The sequence below is a fragment of the Clostridium pacaense genome (genome assembly GCF_020709765.2).
GTDB classification, from domain to species: Bacteria; Bacillota; Clostridia; order Lachnospirales; family Lachnospiraceae; genus Enterocloster; species Enterocloster hominis.
This window is the reverse complement of the sequence record NZ_JAJFEB020000036.1, coordinates 1-20,813: the sequence shown is the minus strand read 5'-3', so window position 1 is coordinate 20,813 and position 20,813 is coordinate 1. Positions and strand designations below refer to the sequence as shown.

The following is a 20,813-nucleotide window of genomic DNA, read 5'->3' as shown; positions in this document are numbered from 1 at the left end:
CTTATCAGTCTCCTATATTTTCCTTATTCCTGGAAATGCTCTGTCATTCCCGGTGATGACTCATAAAACACATTATATAACGAAGGCAAAAAAAAGACAATGCCTGATTTTACCCAGGCACTGTCCGGTTATACTGCATATCTGATGGAATCCTTCTGCGGATTTACTTAAAAGATGCGTTCTCCAGATCATCCACAAACTTATCCATGTCAGAAGGCATCCATGAAACCTTCTCCTTGCCGCTTACTTCCACTTTCATCTTCTCGCACTTAACGGTAACGTCAGTGGTTTCTGTTGTCGGCTCCATTTCGCCAAACTTCACAACTACCTGCTTGATCACATCCTGCATCAGGGCCATGGTTGCTTCCTCATCCCCTGTCATGAGGGCTGTCAGGGTCTCCTCATCCATATTGGTCTGGATTTCGGTCATAAGGTCGGTCATAATCTGATTCATGTCATCGCTGGAATAGCCTGTTACCTTAAGGACAACCGTTGTCTCATCCTTGCCCTCTTCCTGGATCTCAGCTGTATAGCTCAGCTTATTCAGAAGCTTGGACATGGTGTCGGACATTTCCTTGATCTCATCGTCCGTAAACTCGATGCCCATGCCGGAAAACTCATTCTTGAACATGTCAGACATATCCTCATAGTCATCAGAAAGCAGGGAAGCCCTTACGTCATCCTCAGATGCAAAGCCAAGCAGGTCCTTGACAGGAACTGCATTTTCCTTAACAGTCAGTTCATACAGCGCTCCTACTACCTGGTCTGCCGGTACTAGCTTGCTCTGGCATCCTGTCAGTGCGATGCTGCAGACCATCATCACAGCCGCAAGCAGCACTGCCAACTTTGTTCTCATGTTTTTCATAGTTACTTTTTCTCCTCTTTTTTATTGCTATTATCAGAGATTAGTTCTCTGGTTTAGCCTCTTCCTTTTTTCCAGCCAGGTCGCTTGGCCTCATGGTCAGGTTAATCCTGCCCATCTTGTCAACCTCGGTTACTTTTACCGTAACCTCGTCGCCAATGTTAACCACATCCTCTACCTTACCCACACGCTTATCGGACAGCTTGGAAATGTGTACCATTCCGTCCTTGTTGGGGGCAAGCTCAACGAACGCGCCGAAGTTCATGATACGGACCACTTTGCCCTCGAATACCATGCCGGCTTCTATATCCGTAACGATTCCGGTAATGATGGTGATTGCCCTGTCAATCATGGCCTCATCAGTACCGCATACGTTCACGGAACCATCATCGGTAATGTCAATCTTGACACCGGTTTCTTCAATGATCTTATTGATGACCTTGCCCTGCTTTCCTACCACATCGCCAATCTTCTGTGGATCAATGGTAATCTGCTTGATCTTCGGGGCATACGGGCTTAAATGCTTCCTTGGCTCGGAGATGACAGGCTTCATCACGTCGTCCAGGATGTGCATCCTGGCTTCCCTTGTCCTGGTTATCGCCTCTTCTATGATAGGTCTTGTAAGACCGTGGATCTTAATGTCCATCTGGATGGCAGTGATACCGTTCTTTGTACCGCCCACCTTAAAGTCCATGTCGCCGAAGAAATCTTCCAGGCCCTGGATATCGGTCAGCACAAGATAATCGTCATCCGTGTCACCGGTTACCAGGCCGCAGGAGATACCGGCCACCATCTCTTTGATGGGAACGCCGGCCGCCATCAGGGACAGGGTGGAGGCACAGATACTTGCCTGGGATGTGGAACCGTTGGATTCCATTGTCTCGGATACGGTACGGATTGCATATGGGAATTCTTCCGCGCTTGGCAGCACCGGGATCAGCGCCCGTTCCGCCAGCGCGCCATGGCCGATTTCGCGGCGTCCCGGTCCCCTGCTTGGCTTTGTCTCGCCAACTGAGAAGGACGGGAAATTATAGTGGTGCATGTAGCGTTTGCTGGTTTCATTCTCATCCAGTCCGTCAATCCTCTGGGCTTCGGAAAGAGGCGCCAGTGTGCAGGCGTTGAGGATCTGGGTCTGTCCGCGGGTAAACATGCCTGAACCATGTACCCTTGGCAGAAGGTCAATCTCTGCGGCCAGGTGGCGGATTTCATCAATGGCACGGCCGTCAGGACGCTTGTGGTCCTTAAGGATCATCTTGCGGACCGTCTTCTTCTGATACTGGTAAACAGCTTCGCCCAGGACTGCCAGCCACTCTTCGTTCCCAGCAAATGCCTCCTCCAGACGGGCTGTGATTTCAGCAATGTTCTTCTCCCTGGTCTGCTTGTCATCTGTAAATACAGCAGTCTCCATCTCTACCGGAGGAACAATCTCCCTGATTGCCGCAAACAGTTCTTCCGGAACCGCACAGCTTTCATAGGAATGCTTTTCCTTGCCGCACTCGGCAACAATGGTGTCGATGAATCTGATGATTTCCTGGTTCACCTCATGTGCCTTGAAAATGGCGTCAATCATCTTCTGCTCCGGCACTTCGTTGGCGCCGGCCTCAATCATGATGACCTTCTCCCTGGTGGAGGCAACGGTCAGGGCCATATCGGATACCTGCTTCTGGGCAGCCGTGGGGTTGATGACGAACTCACCGTCCACAAGGCCGACCTGTGTGGTTGCACATGGTCCTGCAAATGGGATATCGGAAATGCTGGTTGCAATGGCAGAACCCAGCATGGCTGTCAGCTCAGGGCTGCAGTCCGGGTCAACGGACATCACGATGTTGTCCAGGGTCACGTCGTTGCGGTAATCCTTCGGAAACAGGGGGCGCATGGGACGGTCAATGACACGGCAGGTAAGGACGGCGTTCTCGGATGCCTTTCCTTCCCTCTTATTGAAACCTCCGGGAATCTTGCCCACAGAATATAACTTCTCCTCATATTCCACGCTCAGTGGGAAGAAATCAATGCCCTCCCTTGGCTTTGAGGATGCTGTGGCGGTTGCAAGAACCACGGTGTCGCCATAATGCATGAATGCTGCGCCATTGGCCTGGGCCGCTACCCTGCCGACCTCTACGGTCAGCTTGCGTCCGGCCAGGTCCATACTAAAACTTTTAAACATACTGGTGTCTCCTTTTCTTTCTAAAAAATAATGAATTAATGTTATGACGGAGACAAAAAAGATGCCGAAACTACTGATCTGCCCGCCGGACACCGGCAATAGCCGGAACCTTCATCTGTCCAAACCATCCTGCGGGTACATCAGCGGTCTCGGAGTATCTCTCCTGTCCGCCCATTACGGTAAAATGCCGCAGATACCAAGGCATCATACCGTATTACTTCTCCCATGTTTGAAAAGCAAATATAGGGTGGAGTCCCCTCCACCCTAATCTTCAGAATTACTTTCTGATACCAAGCTTCTCGATTAATGCACGATATCCTTCCAGATCCGTTTTCTTCAGGTAATCCAGAAGACCCCTTCTCTGTCCAACCATCATCAGAAGACCTCTTCTGGAATGATGATCCTTAGGATTCTGCTTTAAATGTTCGGTCAGTTCGGTAATCCTTTCTGTCAGGATAGCAATCTGAACCTCAGGTGAACCTGTGTCACCAGGCTTACGGCCATACTCTGCAATGATCTGTGCTTTCTTTTCCTTGGAAATCATGGTAGTTCCTCCTTAAAATAATTAGTCTCACCGCAAACCAGGCAAATGGCTGGAGTAACCAGTTAACCGGGCATCGGCGTAATCTCATACCGACTCAGTATAACACGATCGCGGACAAATGTAAACCGGTAATTTCATTCCAGCCGTTTCCTTCCGCCCTCTTCCTGGCGTCCTGCCACCTCAATCTCCGGGTGTCTCTCAAAATACCCTGCCGCAAACTCCTTGTCCATCTCAATCCTATGCTTCAGCTCTTCCAGGGATGCAAACTTCTGTTCCGGCCGGTCAAAGGCCAGGAGCTGGACCTCGATGGTATCCCCGTATATATCCCTGTCCAGGTCAAAGATATAAGTCTCCACCCCCACAGGATACTGCCCCTCTACCGTCGGCTTCTTCCCTATGTTGGTGACCCCGCGGTAATAGACATTGTCCACCAGGACCCTGGATACATATACCCCGAACCGGGGCAGGCGCTTGATGGCAGGCGGTTCTAAGTTGGCGGTGGGAAATCCCAGGATGCTGGAACCGATGTGGTTGCCGTGGACTACTTTCCCATGTATGGAATAAGGCTCCCCCAGCAGCGCATTGGCCTTTTCCACATTTCCCTTCTCCAGCTCTTCCCTTATATAGGTGCTGCTGATATCGCGCATATGGTCTTTTTCCTTTTCAATCACATGGAGATGGTATCCCAGCTCCTTTTCCATGTGTTTCAGGAGTTCTGCATTGCCCGCGCCCTGATAGCCAAAGCTGCAGTCCGGCCCAACCACGATCTCCCTGGCGCCCATGCGGCCCGCCAGTATATCCTTCACGAAATCCTCAGGCATCATGCGGCGGATTTCTTCATTAAATGGATATTCCACCAGATAATCAATCCCCATCCGTTCCATATTGGCGCGCCGCTCCATGTTGGTGGTTATCACGGTCTGGGGCTGGCCGGACATCTGGGTCAGGGGTGCGATGCTGAATGTAAAGATGGCCGTGGGATAGCCCAGCTCCTGTTTCAGTTCCTTCATGGTACGCAAAAGCTTCTGATGCCCCCTGTGCCTTCCGTCAAACTTACCCAGGGTGACAATGGTTGGCTCCTCTATCTGAAATTCCGTGGTGTCTGTTATATACCTCATCCTGCTATTCCTCATTTTCCTTCAGTATGGTGTCAAACATGATGGTATCAGGTACTCTCCGGGGCAGCCAGGAACATTTTCCACGGCTTCCACCAGTGTTTGCTGTCCTGATACTCATACACACCCACAAAATGTCCCTTGCTGTCATACATCCTGAATCTCAGGCCGTCCTCCAGCCCGTCAAGGCAGCCGTCCCCGGCATCCAGCTGGCCTTTAAAGCAGGGATTGCCATTATAAAGGAAGGCGTCCGCCTCCGGCAGAGCCTTCAGCACGGCATAGCCCTCAAGGGCTGTTTCCACCGGAAGGATGCATGTATCCAGCCTGCCCTCATCCCTTATCGTTTCTATCTCATCCAACCGGAGGCTGTCTTTTATGTCAAAACGGTCCACCCTGGTGCGTGTCAGATGTTCCATGCACCCGCCGCAGCCCAGCTTCCCTCCGATGTCATGGCACAGGGTCCTTATGTAAGTCCCCTTGGAACAGGTGACGGTCATCCAGACCCTGGGAAGTTCCACCCTGTCCACACGGATTTCGAGAATCTGGACCCGTCTGGCCTGGCGTTCCACTTCCTTTCCTGCCCTGGCAAGCTCATACAGCTTTTTCCCATCCACCTTAAGCGCTGAATACATGGGAGGAATCTGGTCATAATCCCCCTTAAATCCCAGCACGGCTTCTGTCACGGCCACTTCATCAAGTCCCATGGCCGCCTGATGCCGGTCATCCAGGACCTGTCCCGTCGTATCCTGCGTGTCGGTGGTCATCCCCAGCAGCAGGACTGCCTCATATGTCTTGGTCCTGTCTGTCAGCATGTCGCAGAGCCTGGTGCCCATGCCAAGGCATACGGGAAGCACACCCTCGGCCGCAGGGTCCAGGGTTCCGGTATGTCCGATTTTTTTCTGCTTTAAAATTCCTCTGAGCCGGGCTACCACATCGTGGGAGGTATAGCCCGGCTCCTTATATACATTCATGATTCCATGGTACATAGTCTCAGTCCTTTTATCCTGTCCACGCCGCCTTCTTATAAATCCAGCTGCCTGGCAATGTGCTGGGACAGGTTATTGATTACATCATGGATGCTTCCCGACATGGTGCATCCGGCCGCCCTTACATGGCCGCCGCCGCCGAAGAAGGCAGCAATCCTGCTCACGTCCACATGGCTCTGTGAGCGCATGCTGACCTTGAATTCCTGTGCGCCTGACTGGTAAAGGAAAATAGCCACCTCCACGCCCTCCGTCAGCCGCAGCTGGTCGATAATCCCATCCATATCCTTGCTGTCCACACCGTAAAAATCCATCTCGTTCTGGCGGATTGCACTGAATATGCAGCGGCCGTCAAAAAATGTAACGCTTTCCAGCAGGGCCCTTCCCAGGATCTGGTTCTGGATATATGTTTTTTTATAAAAGCTGTTATCAATGATGGAGCCGAAATCAATGCCTTTGGCCATCAGCTTTCCCGCTATCTCCATGGTCCTGGCGGAGGTACAGGAGTATTTGAACACGCCTGTGTCGTGGATGATTCCTGTGTACAGGCATTCAGCAACCGTCCTGTCAATCTTCTGGCTGTCCAGCTGGCCATAAAGGACCTCACAGGTTGAGCTTGCACCGTCTTCCACCAGATTGGTGTCCGCAAAACGTGTGTTGGTCACATGATGGTCCAGGCACAGGCTTTTGCCTGCTGATTCCAGGATGCAGGCAAATCCCCCCAGCCTTCCAAGGTCACCGCAGTCCAGGCAGACACAGAGGTCCACGGCCTCTTCGTCCGCCTGGTGGCGGATTTCCTCAAAGCCCCGGAGATAGCCGAATTTGCCTGAGGCTTCCTCCAGGTAAACGGCTGCGCGGACAGCCGGATAATTAAGCCGGAGATAGTTATACAGTCCCAAGGTAGAGCCAAGGCAGTCCCCATCAGGACGTATATGTCCTAAAATTGCTACGGAACCAGTACCTTCTAACATCTGTTCAAGAATTGTCATCAGCTCTCCTCCTCTTCACCATCCTCATCCGGTCCTTCTTTATCTTTAAGGTCCTTTGTGACCTCATCGATGAGTTTTGACATATTGACCCCATACTCAATGGACTGGTCCAGAATGAATTTAAGTTCTGGTGTATTGCGCAGGTTAATCCTCCTTGCCAGTTCCCTGCGCACGTATCCTTCCGCACTCTTTAAGCCTTCAATGGTTGCCTTTGCAGCATCCTCATTGCCCAGGACACTGATATAGGCCCTGCAGTATTTAAGGTCCGGCGTCACTTCCACGGAAACCACGCTGGTCATGGGATGGATACGCGGGTCCTTGATGCCTGTGCGTATGATCTCACTCAGTTCCCTGAGCACCTCCGCATTGATTCTGGTATTCTTTATGCTGTTCTTACGCATGAAACTCCTCTCTTATCTTCCAGGAAAGGACGTGACAGGCCGCAGCGCTTCCCGGCGCCGCATGTTGGAACGCAGCGCCAGGGAGTGTTTGAAAACTGCTTTCCGTCATCTGTGCGTTCCGCTTTGTGGGACGTACAGATGGCGGGAATGAATTTTCAAACACATCCTAAGGCGTGGGGCCTGTCATCATCTGTATGGGCCTATCTGGGTACTTCTACCATGATGTAAGCCTCAATCTCATCATCTTCCTGAAGATCATTAAACTTCTCAAATACAAGACCGCACTCATAACCTGCAGCCACTTCCTTCACATCGTCCTTGAAACGCTTTAAGGATGCCAGCGGTCCCTCGAATATCTGCTCCGTGCCCCTCTTGATGCGGCAGCTGCAGCCTCTCTGGAACTTACCGTCCAGCACATAGGAACCTGCGATGGTACCGATTCCTGACGCCTTGAAGGTCTGGCGGATAACGGCGTGGCCGATTACCTTTTCCTCAAATACAGGATCCAGCATACCCTTCATGGCTGCCTCCACATCCTCGATGGCCTGATAGATGACCTTGTAAAGACGGACATCCACTTTCTCCCTCTCGGCTATGGACTTGGCGGTTGCATCCGGACGGATGTTGAAACCAATGATGATTGCGTTGCTGGCGGATGCCAGGGAAACATCGGATTCATTGATTGCACCCACGCCGCCATGGATGACCTTAACCATTACTTCCTCGTTGGACAGCTTGGTAAGGCTCTGCTTCACAGCCTCCACGGAACCCTGTACGTCTGCCTTGATGATAAGCGGCAGTTCCTTTACGTTGCCTGCCTTAATCTGGCTGAACAGGTCATCCAGGGACAGTTTTGCTTTTGTATCTTCAATCAGCTTATTCTTGCCTTCTGAGATAAATGTCTCGGCAAAGCTTCTTGCTTCTTTCTCATTTTCAGTTGCCACAAACACTTCGCCTGCATTGGGCACATCGTTAAGGCCAAGGATTTCCACAGGTGTGGACGGTCCGGCCTCCTTCACACGGCGTCCCCGGTCATCCATCATTGCACGGATTTTTCCGAAGCATGCGCCGGCGGCAATGGTATCACCCACACGCAGCGTACCCTTCTGTACCAGTACGGTTGCAACCGGGCCCTTGCCCTTATCCAGCTCCGCCTCAATCACAAGGCCTCTGCCCTTACGGTTCGGATTGGCTTTCAGCTCCATTACATCTGCCGTAAGAAGGACCATCTCAAGAAGATCGGTGATGCCTTCCTTAGTATGTGCGGAAACAGGCACAAATATAGTGCTGCCGCCCCAATCCTCGGAAATCAGTTCATACTCGGAGAGTTCCTGCTTTACTTTATCCACATTGGCGCTGGGCTTATCAATCTTGTTGATGGCAACAATGATTTCAACCCCAGCCGCTTTTGCATGGTTGATGGCCTCAACGGTCTGAGGCATCACGCCGTCGTCTGCAGCAACTACCAGGATGGCAATATCCGTTGACTGGGCACCCCTCATACGCATTGCTGTAAATGCCTCATGTCCGGGCGTATCAAGGAAGGTGATCTTGCGGTCATTGATTTCAATGACAGATGCACCGATATGCTGTGTGATGCCGCCGGCTTCCCTTGCAGTCACATTGGTTTCGCGGATTGCATCCAGAAGGGATGTCTTGCCGTGGTCAACGTGGCCCATGACACACACAACCGGTGACCTGGGTATCATATCCTCGGAGCTTTCTTCATCCTCCTTAAGAAGTTCTGCAATCACGTCTACCTTTACTTCCTTTTCACAGAGGACGTCAAATTCCATGGCAATCTCCTCTGCCTGCTCATAGTCAATCTCCTGGTTCAGGGTTACGATCTGGCCCTTTAAGAAGAGTTTCTTGACAATGACAGAAGGCTGAAGCTTCATCTTATCCGCCAGCTCCCTGATGGTCAGCACATCCGGAAGGGTGATGGTCTTCACTTCATCCGCCTTTGCCTCTTCCTTTTTAGGCTGCGGCATGATAAATGCGCCCTTACCTGTCTTCGGGACTTTCTTTCCGTCCTCTGTGCGGTCCCTCTTGTCATAACGGTCATTTCTATGTGCATTCTTGTTCTGACGGTTACTGGTTGGTTTAGCCTGGATGGAAGTCTCAAAGGATGGCTTGCTGTCCCTGGTTCCCGGACGGCGGCTGTCTCCTCTTACGCCTCTTGTATCCCTTGCATCCTTATCCTTGTCACCTGCATAACCGCCCTGTGGCCTTCCGCCGTAGCCTCCGCCCTGGGGACGGTTACCCTGATAGCCTCCGCCCTGGGGACGGTTGCCCTGATAGCCCCCGCCCTGAGGACGGTTGCCCTGATAGCCCCCGCCCTGGGGACGGTTGCCCTGGTAGCCTCCCTCGCGGTTGCCCTGATAGCCTCCGCCCTGGGAACGGTTGCCCTGGTAGCCTCCCTCGCGGTTACCCTGATAGCCTCCGCCCTGGGGACGGTTGCCCTGGTAGCCTCCCTCGCGGTTGCCCTGATAGCCTCCGCCCTGGGGACGGTTTCCCTGGTAGCCTCCTTCGCGGTTGCCCTGATAGCCTCCGCCCTGGGGACGGTTTCCCTGGTAGCCTCCCTCGCGGTTGCCCTGATAGCCTCCGCCCTGGGGACGGTTGCCCTGGTAGCCTCCCTCACGGTTGCCCTGATAGCCTCCGCCCTGGGGACGGTTGCCCTGGTAGCCTCCCTCGCGGTTGCCCTGATAGCCTCCCTGAGAACGGTTGCCCTGGTAGCCTCCCTCGCGGTTACCCTGATAACCTCCCTGGGGACGGTTTCCCTGGTACCCTCCCTCATGGCTGCCCTGGCCTTCCTGGGATGTATGCTGCGGCCTTGCGGCCTCGCGGCTGTCAGGCGCATTCCCCTTATCTGCGGTCTGGGCTGCAGGCGCTGTCTGGGCTGCAGGGGTTTCTTTAACCGGCGCAGCCTCCGCTGCCTGGGCCTGGACCTGGGGACGTACCGGCTCCTGGTGCGGTGCCGGCACCGCAGCCATCGTCTCAGTCTTTGGAGCCTGTGTCTGCTGCGGCTGTGGCTTTGGCTGCGGTTTTGGCGGTACCGGACGCTTAATCTGCTGCTGTGCATTCTGCGGGCGGAACACGGCTGTCAGCTTTTTCTTGGCCGGTTCTGCCTTGCCGGCTGACTCCGCAACCTTGGATGCTTCCGGCTTCGATGCCTCTGTCCTTGGTGCTTCCGTCTTGGGGGTCTCCGTCTTAGGAGCCTCTGTCCTGGGCGCTTCTGCTTTTGGCGCCTCCTTTTTTGGTGCCTCTGCCTTCGGGGCAGCTGCTTTTTTAGGGCTTAATGAATTCCGCACAATATTCTCCTGATCCCTCGTCACATTCGATGCAGCGTACAAGGCGGCTGCGTTGTCTTTTTGTTTTATGATTTCCAATATTTCTTTACTGGTTTTACCCAGTTCATTTGCCAGTTCACTTACTCTCATTCAAACTACCTCCATTTATATTCATTAGTCCTGCCATTGACTTTGCGAACCCTGCATCTTCCACGGACAGGGATGCTCGAAACTCCTGCCCCATGGCGTGCCCCAGTTCATCCTTGGTACCAAACAGATAGATTGGGACTTTATAGTGAGTGCACATATTGGTAAACATTTTCTTCGTGTTGTCCGAAGCTTCCTCCGATACGATTACCATGTGTGACTTTCCGCTCTTAACAGACTTTTCCGTCGAAAATTCACCGCTGACCACCTTCCTGGCCCTTTTTGCAAGGCCTATCAGGCTTAACAGTTTTTTGCTATTTACCAAGCTCTTCCATCTCCTTTTCCAGAGTTTCATATACCTCTTTCGGAATCGCCATCTTGAAGGACCGTTCCACCCCCTTGCTCTTCACGGCCTTCCTTAAGCATTCCATTGATGGACACAGGTAAGCGCCTCTTCCGTTCTTACGGCCGGTGGCATCTAACATAATCTCATCTTCGGCGGTTTTTATGACTCTTATCATTTCTTTCTTGCTCTTCATCTCCTGGCAGCCAATGCACTGCCTGAGCGGAACTTTCTTAATACTCACTCACATCACTCCTAATCTTTTCAGAGTATCCCTAATCTCTCCACAACCTGTCTTATCGTGGAATTTCCTATTCCTGCTGGTTTCCGTCTTCCTGGTAGCCCTCTTCATATTCCGGGTAGTTTTCTGTATCTTCTAAGCTGTCGTCCTCAAAGCTGTCTTCCTCGAAACTTGGCGCAGGGGTATCTCCGTACTGAAGCCCCATCTGCTCAAAAAGCCCCATCTCCCTTGCCTGGGTCTCGCTCTTGATGTCAATCTTGAATCCGGTCAGCCTTGCTGCCAGCCTTGCGTTCTGTCCTTCCTTGCCAATGGCCAGGGAAAGCTGGTAATCCGGCACGATTACCTGTGCCTCGCGCTCTTCCTCGTCCGCCACCACACAGATCACCTTGGCCGGGCTTAATGCGTTCTCAATCAGATAGGCAGGATTGTCATCCCAGTTAATGATATCGATTTTTTCACCCCTGAGTTCACTTACAATGGCGTTCACCCTTGCCCCGTTAAGGCCGACGCATGCGCCTACCGGATCCACGTTGGAATCATTGGATTTAACTGCAATCTTTGTCCTGGAACCTGCTTCCCTGGCAATGGCCTTAATCTCCACGGTGCCGTCACGCACCTCTGCAACCTCGGACTCAAACAGGCGCTTAACAAGGTCCGGGTGTGTCCTTGACACGGAAACCCTTGGTCCCTTCGGCGTGTCCTTAACCTCCAGCACATATACCTTGATACGCTCGGTCGGCCGGAAGGTCTCGCCCTTTACCTGCTCGCTCTCATTGAGGATTGCATCCACCCTTCCAAGGTTGATGCTTACGTTCCTGCCAAGATAACGCTGCACGATGCCGGTCATGACATCCTTTTCCTTAGTATAATACTCATTGTAAAGAACCTTACGCTCTTCCTCACGGATTTTCTGTAAAATCACATTCTTGGCATTCTGTGTTGCAATACGGCCGAATTTCTTGGAATCCAGCGGAATCTGCACCGTATCACCCAAATCATACTTGGGGCTCAGCATCTTGGCATCCGCCAGGCTGATTTCCATTATATCGTCTTCCACCTGCTCCACCACGGTTTTTTCTGCATATACAGCAAAATCACAGGTGTTGGGGTTTACCGTGACTTTTACGTTATCGGCTTTTCCAAAATGGTTCTTACAGGCTGTGAGCAGTGAGTTTTCAATCGCTTCAATCAGTGTGTCCTTGGCGATGTTCTTCTCCTTCTCCAACACTTCCATTGCCTCTAACAGTTCCTTGTTCATGTTTATCCTCCTATCCATGCCTGGGCATGTGAATTAACTATCAATGCAGTATCAGAAATCCAGTGCCAGCCGTATCAGGGCAATATCCGGCTTTTCAAATACCATCTGGCTTCCGTCTTCCATGGTCAGCGTCACAGTATTCCCATCATATGCACTTAAGGCCCCTGTAAATTCCTTCTGCTTATCAATCTGGCGGTACAGACGCACATCCACGTCCTTGCCCATGCTTCTGATAAAATCCTTTTCCTTTTTAAGGGGACGGCCAAGTCCCGGGGAACTGACCTCCAGGATATAGCTTTCATCAATGAAATCTTCCTTATCCAGCCAATCCCCAAGCTTCCTGCTGATGACCTCACAGTCATCCACTGCAATTCCGCCTTCTTTATCAATATAAGCCCTCAGATACCAGGTTCCTGCTTCCTTTACATATTCCACATCCACAAGCTCAAAATGATGTTCTTCCATCAGCGGCAGGAGGTAACGTTCCACCCTGCTCTCATAGTTTTCCTTTTTTCCCATTGCTACACCACCTTTCCAATCCGTACAGTATTGTATGAGCTCTACTCAAAACGAAAGAGTGGACCGGCGTCCACTCTTTATCAGTACTCTACATTAGTTATCGTATACACTATACCATCATGTTCTGGTAAATGCAAGCATTTTCAGGGATTTTATTGAAAATATCCCGTATTTTAAAGCATTGCACGTCCCTTGCACCAGGTCTGGAGCACACTGTAATCATCCTCCAGCACCACCAGGTCCGCGTCACAGCCCACTGCAATCCTGCCCTTGCGGTCATCCACCCCAAGGCATCTGGCCGGGTTGATGGTGCAGGAATTGACTGCCGTGTCAAAGGGCACCATGGCGTCTTCCACCAGGATCTTAAGGCCCCGGTTTAAGTTCAGCGTGCTTCCCGCAATGGTATCGGTCCCCTTAAGCCTTGCCAGGCCGTCATCGCCAATCTCTATGTCATGGCCGCCCAGCTGGTACTGTCCTCCCGGAGGGCAGTGCTTCGCCCTGAGGGAATCGCTGATCATGATGGAGTAATCCCTGCCCTTGGCTGTAAAGAAATTATTCAGCGCAGCCAGATGGGAATGACAGCCGTCGCAGATGATCTCCCCATATATATCCCTGACCCTGAGCGCGGTCCCCACCAGCCCCGGCTTGCGGTGATGGTATGGGGTCATGCCGTTATAAACATGGGTCATGGAGGTGGCGCCGTTGGCAATGCCTAACAGTGCCTGCTCATAGGTTGCCGCCGAATGTCCCATGCTGACCACCACGCCGTGGGTGGAACAGTATCTTGTCAGCGCATGGTCCGGATCGCGCTCAGGCGCCAGGGTAATATACTTAATCATCCCCCCGGCAGCTTCCTGGTACTTCTTGAACTGCTCCACCGAAGCAACTGCAATGGCCTCCGGCGGCTGGGCCCCCTTATACTCCATATCCAGGAAAGGTCCCTCAAAATGGATTCCCAGTATCTCAGCGCCCTCATATCCCTCTTTGGCCACGCGCGCCACATTGGCAACCGCCTTGGTGAGCACCTCGGGCATCTGGGTCACCGTGGTTGGAAGGATGGATGTGACGCCCTCTTCCGGAATCCGCTTCATCCAGTTGCGAAGTCCCTCCGGCTCCCCGTCGTTGGTATCAAAATCATAGGCGCCATGGGTATGGATGTCAATAAACCCGGGCAGGATCCTCTTATCCCCGTAATCCTGGTCCGCCGTACCTGCATCGTACCCGTCAATCCGCTTAATGGTCCCGTTCTCAATCTCCATCTGGGCTGCCATGAACTGGCCTGCAATCCAGACTCTCTTACCCTGAATCTTCATATCGCTTCTCCTTTTCCATATGATATTATTCTGTCTATAATTAACTTCCCTTATCACAAGTATAGCACATAAAAAATAATTTTCAATATTAAATCATAAATAAAAATATTTTCTTTTTGTTTTATTTCCGGTGGCAGGCAGCAACACGGCAAAAGGCACGGAAACAGGCAGACCGCCTGATTCCGTACCTTTATCCTATACATTTAAAACTATTTTATTTCATCCGAGAAGGGATGCGATCTCCGGGAACGGCCCCAGGCTTCGTTTCAGGATTCCCTGGGTATAGGCAATCAATATGCCATAATTGGTCATTGGGATTCCCTGGTCCCTCGCACACTCCATCCTGTACTTCATCTCCCTTTCATTAAGCATGCATCCGCCGCAGTGGACAATGAGGCTGTACCCGCTTAAATCATCGGGAAACCCTGTTCCGGATGTAAAATGGAACTCCGGTTCCACGCCGGTATACTGCAAGATCCAGCCAGGCAGTTTCACGGTTCCGATATCATTGCACTGCCTGTGGTGGGTACACCCCTCCGAAATCAGGATTTTATCGCCCGCGGCGATACCCCCTAAGGCCGCCGCCCCCTTTACCAAGGGCGCCAGATTTCCCTTATACCTTGCAAACAGGATGGAAAATGATGTCAGCAGGATATCCTCCGGCGTATCCTTTGCCACCCTTCCAAATACCTGGCTGTCCGTGATGACCATCTTCGGTTTCTTTCCCAGCGCCGGCAGCGCCTTTGCCAGTTCATCCTCCTTCAGTACAATGGAGACCGCATCCGCTTCCAGGATATCTCGTATGGTCTGCTGCTGCGGAAGGATAAGGCGTCCCTTGGGCGCAGCCTTATCAATAGGCACCACCAGGACGACAAAATCCGATGGCTCCAGCAGATCCCCCACGATCCTGCGCCCGCTCTCCTGTACCTTCCCCAGGTCCGCCAGACATTCCTTGAGTTCATCAATGCCCTGTCCAGTAAGGGCGCTGACCTTGATTACGGGAAGGGAAGCCGGATATGGTTCCTGCGGTTCCCCGCCTGCTTCCACCTGCTTTTCCGGATTACACGGATCCGCAGCCGGATCATCCAGGTCCGCCTTATTGCAGGCAATCACACACGGTATATGCTTTTCCTGTATCCTCTTAAGAAGCGCCCGGTCCTCAGCCGCCATACCTTGGCCATGGTCCACCACCAGGACCGCCACATCCGTCTTATTGAGCACCTGGTAGCTCTTTTTCACACGCAGGCCGCCCAGTTCCCCCTCATCATCAATTCCAGGGGTGTCAATCATCACCACCGGGCCCAGGGGAAGAAGCTCCATGGCCTTCTGCACAGGATCCGTGGTGGTTCCCTTTACCCCGGATACCACGGCCAGGTCCTGGCCTGTGACAGCATTGAGCACGCTGGACTTTCCGGCATTCCTCCTTCCAAAAAAACCGATATGGACCCGTTCTGATGAAGGTGTGTCATTCATTCCCATATGTATCTGTTCCTCCTGTCCGTGTTCTGCATCATGTCCCAAAACCCAAAATATCCCAAAACATAAAACAGGATACGCCAAAACAGGCGTATCCTGACAATTACGTTCAAGTGTACCCGCCTTCCCTCTCAGCCCTGCTTCAGGTCAGTCAACACATATTCTGTTCCCGTCTGTCCGCGGTATCCTGTTTTGGGAATATCCGCGCGGGCTGCTTTGCTGTAAGGGATACCTGCCAGCGCAGAAGCCTGTTTTTTCCATCTTACTACATATTCCCCCAGGCTGTCAATCCCCGTGGATAAAACGGCCTTTGGACACAGGAAGGAGAACGGTACTTGGACATCCTATAGACCACTGGCAGCCCATCCGGCCCCAGTCACAGACCACTCTCAAGCTTCTGTCTCTTAATCCCATGTTTCTGCGCAAATCCGGTAAGGATCATGGTCAGGGCGCCGTCGCCAGTCACGTTGCATGCGGTCCCGAAGCTGTCCTGGAGGGCGAAAATAGTTAACATCAATGCCGTGCCCGACTCATCAAATCCAAGGACACCTATTATCAGCCCCAGGGACGCCATTACCGTGCCTCCTGGCACACCGGGCGCTCCAATGGCAAATATGCCTAAGAGTGCACAGAATAAAACCATGGTCCCCATGGAGGGGATGAAACCGTAGAGTATCTTGTTCACCGTCATGACAAAGAATACTTCCGTCAGCACAGATCCGCACAGATGGATATTGGCAAACAGTGGAATGCCGAAATCCACCATATCATCCCGCAGGGGCGGCTGTGACTTCTTGGCACAGCGCAGGGCGACCGCAAGGGTGGCTGCGGAAGACATGGTACCTACCGCAGTGATATAGGCCGGCCCGTAGTTCCGGATGACATCCAGGGGATTCGCTCCTGAATAGACACCGGCAATCACATAAAGCAGGGTCATCCAGATGAAATGCCCAATCATGACAATGATTACCACCTTTAAAAATACAGGCAGCTGTTTTGTAATGGTGCCTTCATATGATAAGGCGCAGAATGTAAATGCAATAAAAACAGGAAGCAACGGAATGACTACTTTTGTCACAATGGAAAGAACGATCTGCTGGAACTCCTCCAGGACATCCGTGATCACCTCTGCCTTGGTCCATGTAGCCGCCAGACCAAGAAGCAGGGAAAACACAAGGGCGCTCATGACCGGCATGATCTGGGGAATATCCAGCTGGAACACGATGTCAGGCAGTTTCTTAAGTTCCTCCACCTCAGAAATAATGGACAGATGAGGAATCAGGAAATAGCCTGCCATCATGGCAAACAGCGCAGCACCGATTGACGAGACATATGCAAGCGTAACAGCAACCCCAAGCATTTTTGATGCGTTATTGCCCAGCCTTGTAATCGAAGGGGCAATGAAACCAATAATGATTAACGGAACACAGAATACAATAATCTGATTCAATATGTACTTAACTGTTACAATGACGTGCATAAGACCATCGCCGCAAATCTGTCCGACGATGATACCGAGGATAACACCCAACAGTAATCGGAACGGTAAACTACCTGTTATTTTTTTCATACCTAATCTCCAATCATGATTTTAATTATCTCCTCGTTGGTCTCCTTCATTCCTTCCTTTCCAAGCCTGCCAACATTCTTAAGTGTTTCCTCCACACCCTTTGTCACGATGCCGTCTCCTCCATAGAACTGCTGACCGCGGATATACATGTTATAGCCCAGGATCCCTGCATCAACCGCCGAAGCAATCTTGGCTGCGCAGGACGCCTTTGCACCGTCACAGACAATGCCGGATACAATGGCAAGGGCATTGACAACCGTATGCACGATTTCCTTGTAGCTTCCGCCGCACAGATAAGCGATTCCTGCTCCTGCCCCTGCCCCTGCGCTGACCGCGCCGCAATATGCGGATAATCTTCCGATTGGCGTTTTCTGATGAATGGCAGTAAGGTTAGACAGAGCCAGCGCCCTGTATTTCTTCTCCTCAGTGACCTTCAGCTCCTCAGCATATACAAGGACCGGTACCGATGCCGTAATTCCCTGGTTCCCGCTGCCTGAATTGATGATGACCGGCAGTTCGCAGCCGTTCATCCTGGCGTCGGAACCAGCTGCCGCCATGGCCTTTGCCCTGGTGCGTACATCATTGCCTGACATATCAAGCAGCACCTTGCCGATGTTGGCGCCGTAGTTCCCCTTGATGCCCTCCTCTGCAATGGCCATGTTGTAGGAAATCTGACGGTCCAGGACCTCCTTGATGTCCGCAATGTCAACCGTGTTGATGAAATCCCAGATATCTTCCATATTAAGAAGGCTTCTGTCCGTCAGGCCCTCCTCGTCCTCTCCGGCCACTTCTATCTGTTTTAAAACCTCCCCGTCCTTTTCAACCAGTACGACATTGGTATGATAATTGGCGATACGCACCTTTGCATAGGAACTTCCTTTATACAGTGTCACGATGATGTCAAAGGTGATGCCATTGTCAACATGTTCCACCTCAATGTCGGTATTCCCTATAAATTCCTTCATCTGCGCAATCTGCTCCGGTGTCACCTGGGCAATTACCTCCAGCTCCTTATCCGGGTCACCTGCCACGATTCCGGCTGTTGCCGCGGCCGGGATTCCTTTTAAATGGTCTGTATTAGGAACAATCACGGATTTCACGTTCTTGATGATACTTCCGCTCGCCCCGATAACCACCCTGTCCGGCAGATCCCCCAGTACTTTTCTGGCCAATGCAGCGCCATAGGCCAGGGCAATGGGCTCCGTACATCCCATGGCAGGAAGCAGTTCCTCCTTCAGTATCTGAATATACGCGTTGTACTTTACATTGTCTTTTTCCATGATATTTGATTCCTTTCTTTTTTTGACTGATTTTTGGGAAAATAGTCATTATTTGGTATTGATTTCTCATTAAGCTTAATGTACCATAAAAACAAATGGTTGTAAAATTTAATGTTTTTATGATATAGTTTAAAAATTTTTATAGAAAAATCAATTTAAAAAGGACGTATACTATGGAATTACGAGAGATTGCAACTTTTCTTCAGGTAGCTCAGTTAAAAAGTTTTTCAAAAGCAGCCAAGCAGCTGGGATATTCCCAGGCCGCTGTCACCATCCAGGTCAAGCAGCTGGAGAAAGAGCTGAATGTCCACCTGTTTGACCGCATTGGCAAACAGACCACCTTAACCCATCAGGGCGTTGTGTTCTTTGAACATGCGGCCGCCATCATGCGGGATCTGGAATGCGCCAGGGATGCCGTGACGGAAGCCACGGAACTGACCGGGAGCCTGTGCCTTGGCACCATTGAGTCCATCTGTGCATCCATCTTCCCCCCTCTGTTAAAAGAGTACCACCGTCTGTACCCGCGGGTTAACGTAAGCATCATCACCGATTCCCCCGGTACCCTGCTGGACATGATGAACAGCAATGCCATTGACATCGTGTATTTTCTGGACAAGCGTATGTATGACGACAAATGGATCAAGGTCCTGGAAGAGCCTGAGGACATTGTATTCGTATCCTCCGTAAAGCACCCATTTTCCGGCCGGAAGGACCTGGACCTGCCCCAGGTCATTGGACAGCCCTTCATCCTGACTGAGAAAAATGCAAGCTACCGTTTCATACTGGAGCAATACCTGGCAGCCCAGGACATGACCATCCGCCCTTTCCTCGAAATCGGGAATACGGAATTCATCATCAACCTGCTGCGGGCCAATATGGGCGTCTCCTTCCTTCCCAGGTTTACCATCCTCTCCGACATTGAATCCGGCTGCCTGGCGGCCCTTAATGTGAAGGATTTCCACATGCAGACCTGGCGCCAGATTGTCTACCATAAGGATAAATGGGTGACCCGTGAAATGAATGCATTCATCGAATTGGCCGGGACATTCCTTCCTCCCGCCCCCGGCAGGTAAATCCGCCATCCATCCTGCAGGACCATTCCTATGCCGGTACGGCTGCAGTTTTTCATCCAGGAGGATATATTATAAGTATATTATGGAAAACAGGGAAGGTGAACCGAAAAGAGGAAAATTACATTTTTTAAAATCCTTGAAAATCATCCCCTTCCGTACTTTACATTTCAGGACATGTGTTGTTATAATGAAAGTTATACAGTACACATTTTCATATGAAAAAATGTTATATTGCAGGGAGGACAATCATGGAGCAGAACCTGTCACAATACAAGATATTCTACGAGGTGGCAAAAGCCGGGAATATTTCCAAGGCTGCCAAGGAACTCTATATCAGCCAGCCAGCCATCAGCAAAGCCATCAGCAAGCTGGAGGACAGCCTGGGGCTGTCCCTTTTCACCCGCAGTTCCAGAGGCGTACAGCTTACAGCGGAGGGGGAAATCCTGTTTGAACATACCAGGGAGGCATTTGACGCCCTGGACCGCGGGGAAATGGAGCTTAAGCGGATCCAGGAATTTGATATCGGCCATCTGCGCATCGGCGTCAGCAATACCCTGTGCAAATATATCCTGCTCCCTTACCTGAAAACCTTCATCGACCAATACCCGCACATGAAGGTAACCATTGAGAGCCAGTCCACGGCCCTGACCCTGACCCGCCTGGAACAGCAGAAGATTGACCTGGGATTGGTTGCAGAGCCTTCGGTGCGCAGGGACCTTGCGTTCATACCTGTAATGGACATACAGGATATCTTTGTCACCACCCCGTCCTACCTTGAAAACCTGTATCTAAGGGAAGGCAGGGATACCAATATTTTTGAGACCGGCAACATCATGCTCCTGGACACCAGCAACATGACCCGCCACCATGTGGATGAGTACATGTCGGATAACAACATACTGCCGCGCCAGGTCCTGGAAGTGACCACCATGGACCTTTTGATTGAGTTCGCGAAAATCGGCCTTGGAATCGGCTGCGTCATCAAGGAACTGGTGCAAAAGGAACTGGACAACGGCTCCCTGGTGGAGATTCCCCTGGACATCCCCATCCACAGAAGGACCATCGGCTTTGCGTACCATCCTTCCAACCAGGCCATGGCACTCAAGACATTCCTGGAGTTTTTATATTGACGCATTGCCGCTTGCCGGGGGACGTCATTGACCATATGAAAAGAGGGTGTCGCAAAATCATCAAAATAGATGATTGAGCGGCACCTTCGCTCTATATATAGAAAAAATCAGGAGA

The 20,813-nt window shown here is 51.5% G+C and carries 18 protein-coding genes; 2 read left to right on the top strand and 16 right to left on the bottom strand.

Going from position 1 to position 20,813, the window contains the following annotated elements; translation table 11 throughout:
- Window positions 1–163 precede the first annotated feature (163 nt).
- The 16 genes from LK536_RS57860 to LK536_RS57785 all read right to left on the bottom strand — a co-directional run bounded on the left by LK536_RS57860 (window position 164) and on the right by LK536_RS57785 (window position 18,495).
- Window positions 164–865 (bottom strand): hypothetical protein, encoded by a 702-nt coding sequence (locus LK536_RS57860; RefSeq protein ID WP_008723041.1) that lies wholly within the window; start codon window positions 863–865, stop codon window positions 164–166.
- A gap of 40 nt (window positions 866–905) precedes the next feature.
- Window positions 906–3,026: a polyribonucleotide nucleotidyltransferase gene (locus LK536_RS57855; RefSeq protein WP_227797280.1), complete on the bottom strand. Its 2,121-nt coding sequence runs from the start codon at window positions 3,024–3,026 to the stop codon at window positions 906–908.
- Window positions 3,027–3,303: 277 nt separating this feature from the next.
- Entirely contained in the window at window positions 3,304–3,570 is a 267-nt protein-coding gene (gene rpsO / locus LK536_RS57850; RefSeq protein WP_002569329.1) for a 30S ribosomal protein S15, read from the bottom strand.
- Window positions 3,571–3,704: 134 nt separating this feature from the next.
- Entirely contained in the window at window positions 3,705–4,688 is a 984-nt protein-coding gene (locus tag LK536_RS57845; protein WP_227797281.1) for a bifunctional riboflavin kinase/FAD synthetase, read from the bottom strand.
- Window positions 4,689–4,735: 47 nt separating this feature from the next.
- Window positions 4,736–5,671 (bottom strand): tRNA pseudouridine(55) synthase TruB, encoded by a 936-nt coding sequence (truB, locus tag LK536_RS57840; protein ID WP_227797282.1) that lies wholly within the window; start codon window positions 5,669–5,671, stop codon window positions 4,736–4,738.
- A 35-nt stretch (window positions 5,672–5,706) separates the two neighbouring features.
- The gene (locus tag LK536_RS57835; RefSeq protein ID WP_008723023.1) at window positions 5,707–6,657 is read right to left on the bottom strand and encodes a DHH family phosphoesterase; all 951 of its coding nucleotides are present in this window, start codon (window positions 6,655–6,657) and stop codon (window positions 5,707–5,709) included.
- Window positions 6,657–7,058, bottom strand: a complete 402-nt coding sequence (gene rbfA / locus LK536_RS57830) for a 30S ribosome-binding factor RbfA (protein WP_008723021.1) — start codon at window positions 7,056–7,058, stop codon at window positions 6,657–6,659. The genes LK536_RS57835 and rbfA overlap by 1 nt, the downstream gene beginning before the upstream one ends.
- A 200-nt stretch (window positions 7,059–7,258) precedes the next feature.
- A complete protein-coding gene (gene infB / locus LK536_RS57825; RefSeq protein ID WP_506092272.1) occupies window positions 7,259–10,498 on the bottom strand; it encodes a translation initiation factor IF-2 in 3,240 nt (1,079 codons plus the stop codon).
- Window positions 10,485–10,820 carry a L7Ae/L30e/S12e/Gadd45 family ribosomal protein gene (locus LK536_RS57820; RefSeq protein WP_025482572.1) on the bottom strand — a complete coding sequence of 112 codons (336 nt, stop codon included), beginning with the start codon at window positions 10,818–10,820 and terminating at the stop codon, window positions 10,485–10,487. The genes infB and LK536_RS57820 overlap by 14 nt, the downstream gene beginning before the upstream one ends.
- Entirely contained in the window at window positions 10,810–11,076 is a 267-nt protein-coding gene (gene rnpM / locus LK536_RS57815) for an RNase P modulator RnpM (RefSeq protein ID WP_474913692.1), read from the bottom strand. The genes LK536_RS57820 and rnpM overlap by 11 nt, the downstream gene beginning before the upstream one ends.
- Window positions 11,077–11,149: 73 nt before the next feature.
- Window positions 11,150–12,337: a transcription termination factor NusA gene (gene nusA, locus LK536_RS57810; protein ID WP_025482573.1), complete on the bottom strand. Its 1,188-nt coding sequence runs from the start codon at window positions 12,335–12,337 to the stop codon at window positions 11,150–11,152.
- Between the two features lie 51 nt (window positions 12,338–12,388).
- Window positions 12,389–12,856, bottom strand: a complete 468-nt coding sequence (gene rimP, locus LK536_RS57805; protein WP_008723010.1) for a ribosome maturation factor RimP — start codon at window positions 12,854–12,856, stop codon at window positions 12,389–12,391.
- 173 nt (window positions 12,857–13,029) lie between these two features.
- Window positions 13,030–14,169 (bottom strand): N-acetylglucosamine-6-phosphate deacetylase, encoded by a 1,140-nt coding sequence (gene nagA / locus LK536_RS57800; RefSeq protein WP_120058577.1) that lies wholly within the window; start codon window positions 14,167–14,169, stop codon window positions 13,030–13,032.
- A gap of 219 nt (window positions 14,170–14,388) precedes the next feature.
- Complete coding sequence (gene hydF, locus LK536_RS57795) at window positions 14,389–15,648, bottom strand: [FeFe] hydrogenase H-cluster maturation GTPase HydF (protein ID WP_227797285.1); 1,260 nt, start codon at window positions 15,646–15,648, stop codon at window positions 14,389–14,391.
- A 373-nt stretch (window positions 15,649–16,021) separates the two neighbouring features.
- Window positions 16,022–17,215 (bottom strand): dicarboxylate/amino acid:cation symporter, encoded by a 1,194-nt coding sequence (locus tag LK536_RS57790; protein WP_025482575.1) that lies wholly within the window; start codon window positions 17,213–17,215, stop codon window positions 16,022–16,024.
- A 2-nt stretch (window positions 17,216–17,217) separates the two neighbouring features.
- Window positions 17,218–18,495: an L-cysteine desulfidase family protein gene (locus tag LK536_RS57785; RefSeq protein WP_008723002.1), complete on the bottom strand. Its 1,278-nt coding sequence runs from the start codon at window positions 18,493–18,495 to the stop codon at window positions 17,218–17,220.
- Between the two features lie 173 nt (window positions 18,496–18,668).
- Between LK536_RS57785 and LK536_RS57780 the strand changes: the two genes are divergently transcribed.
- Window positions 18,669–19,568 carry a LysR family transcriptional regulator gene (locus tag LK536_RS57780; protein WP_025482576.1) on the top strand — a complete coding sequence of 300 codons (900 nt, stop codon included), beginning with the start codon at window positions 18,669–18,671 and terminating at the stop codon, window positions 19,566–19,568.
- Window positions 19,569–19,783: 215 nt separating this feature from the next.
- A complete protein-coding gene (locus tag LK536_RS57775) occupies window positions 19,784–20,698 on the top strand; it encodes a LysR substrate-binding domain-containing protein (protein ID WP_506092271.1) in 915 nt (304 codons plus the stop codon).
- The last annotated feature ends 115 nt before the right edge of the window (window positions 20,699–20,813 follow it).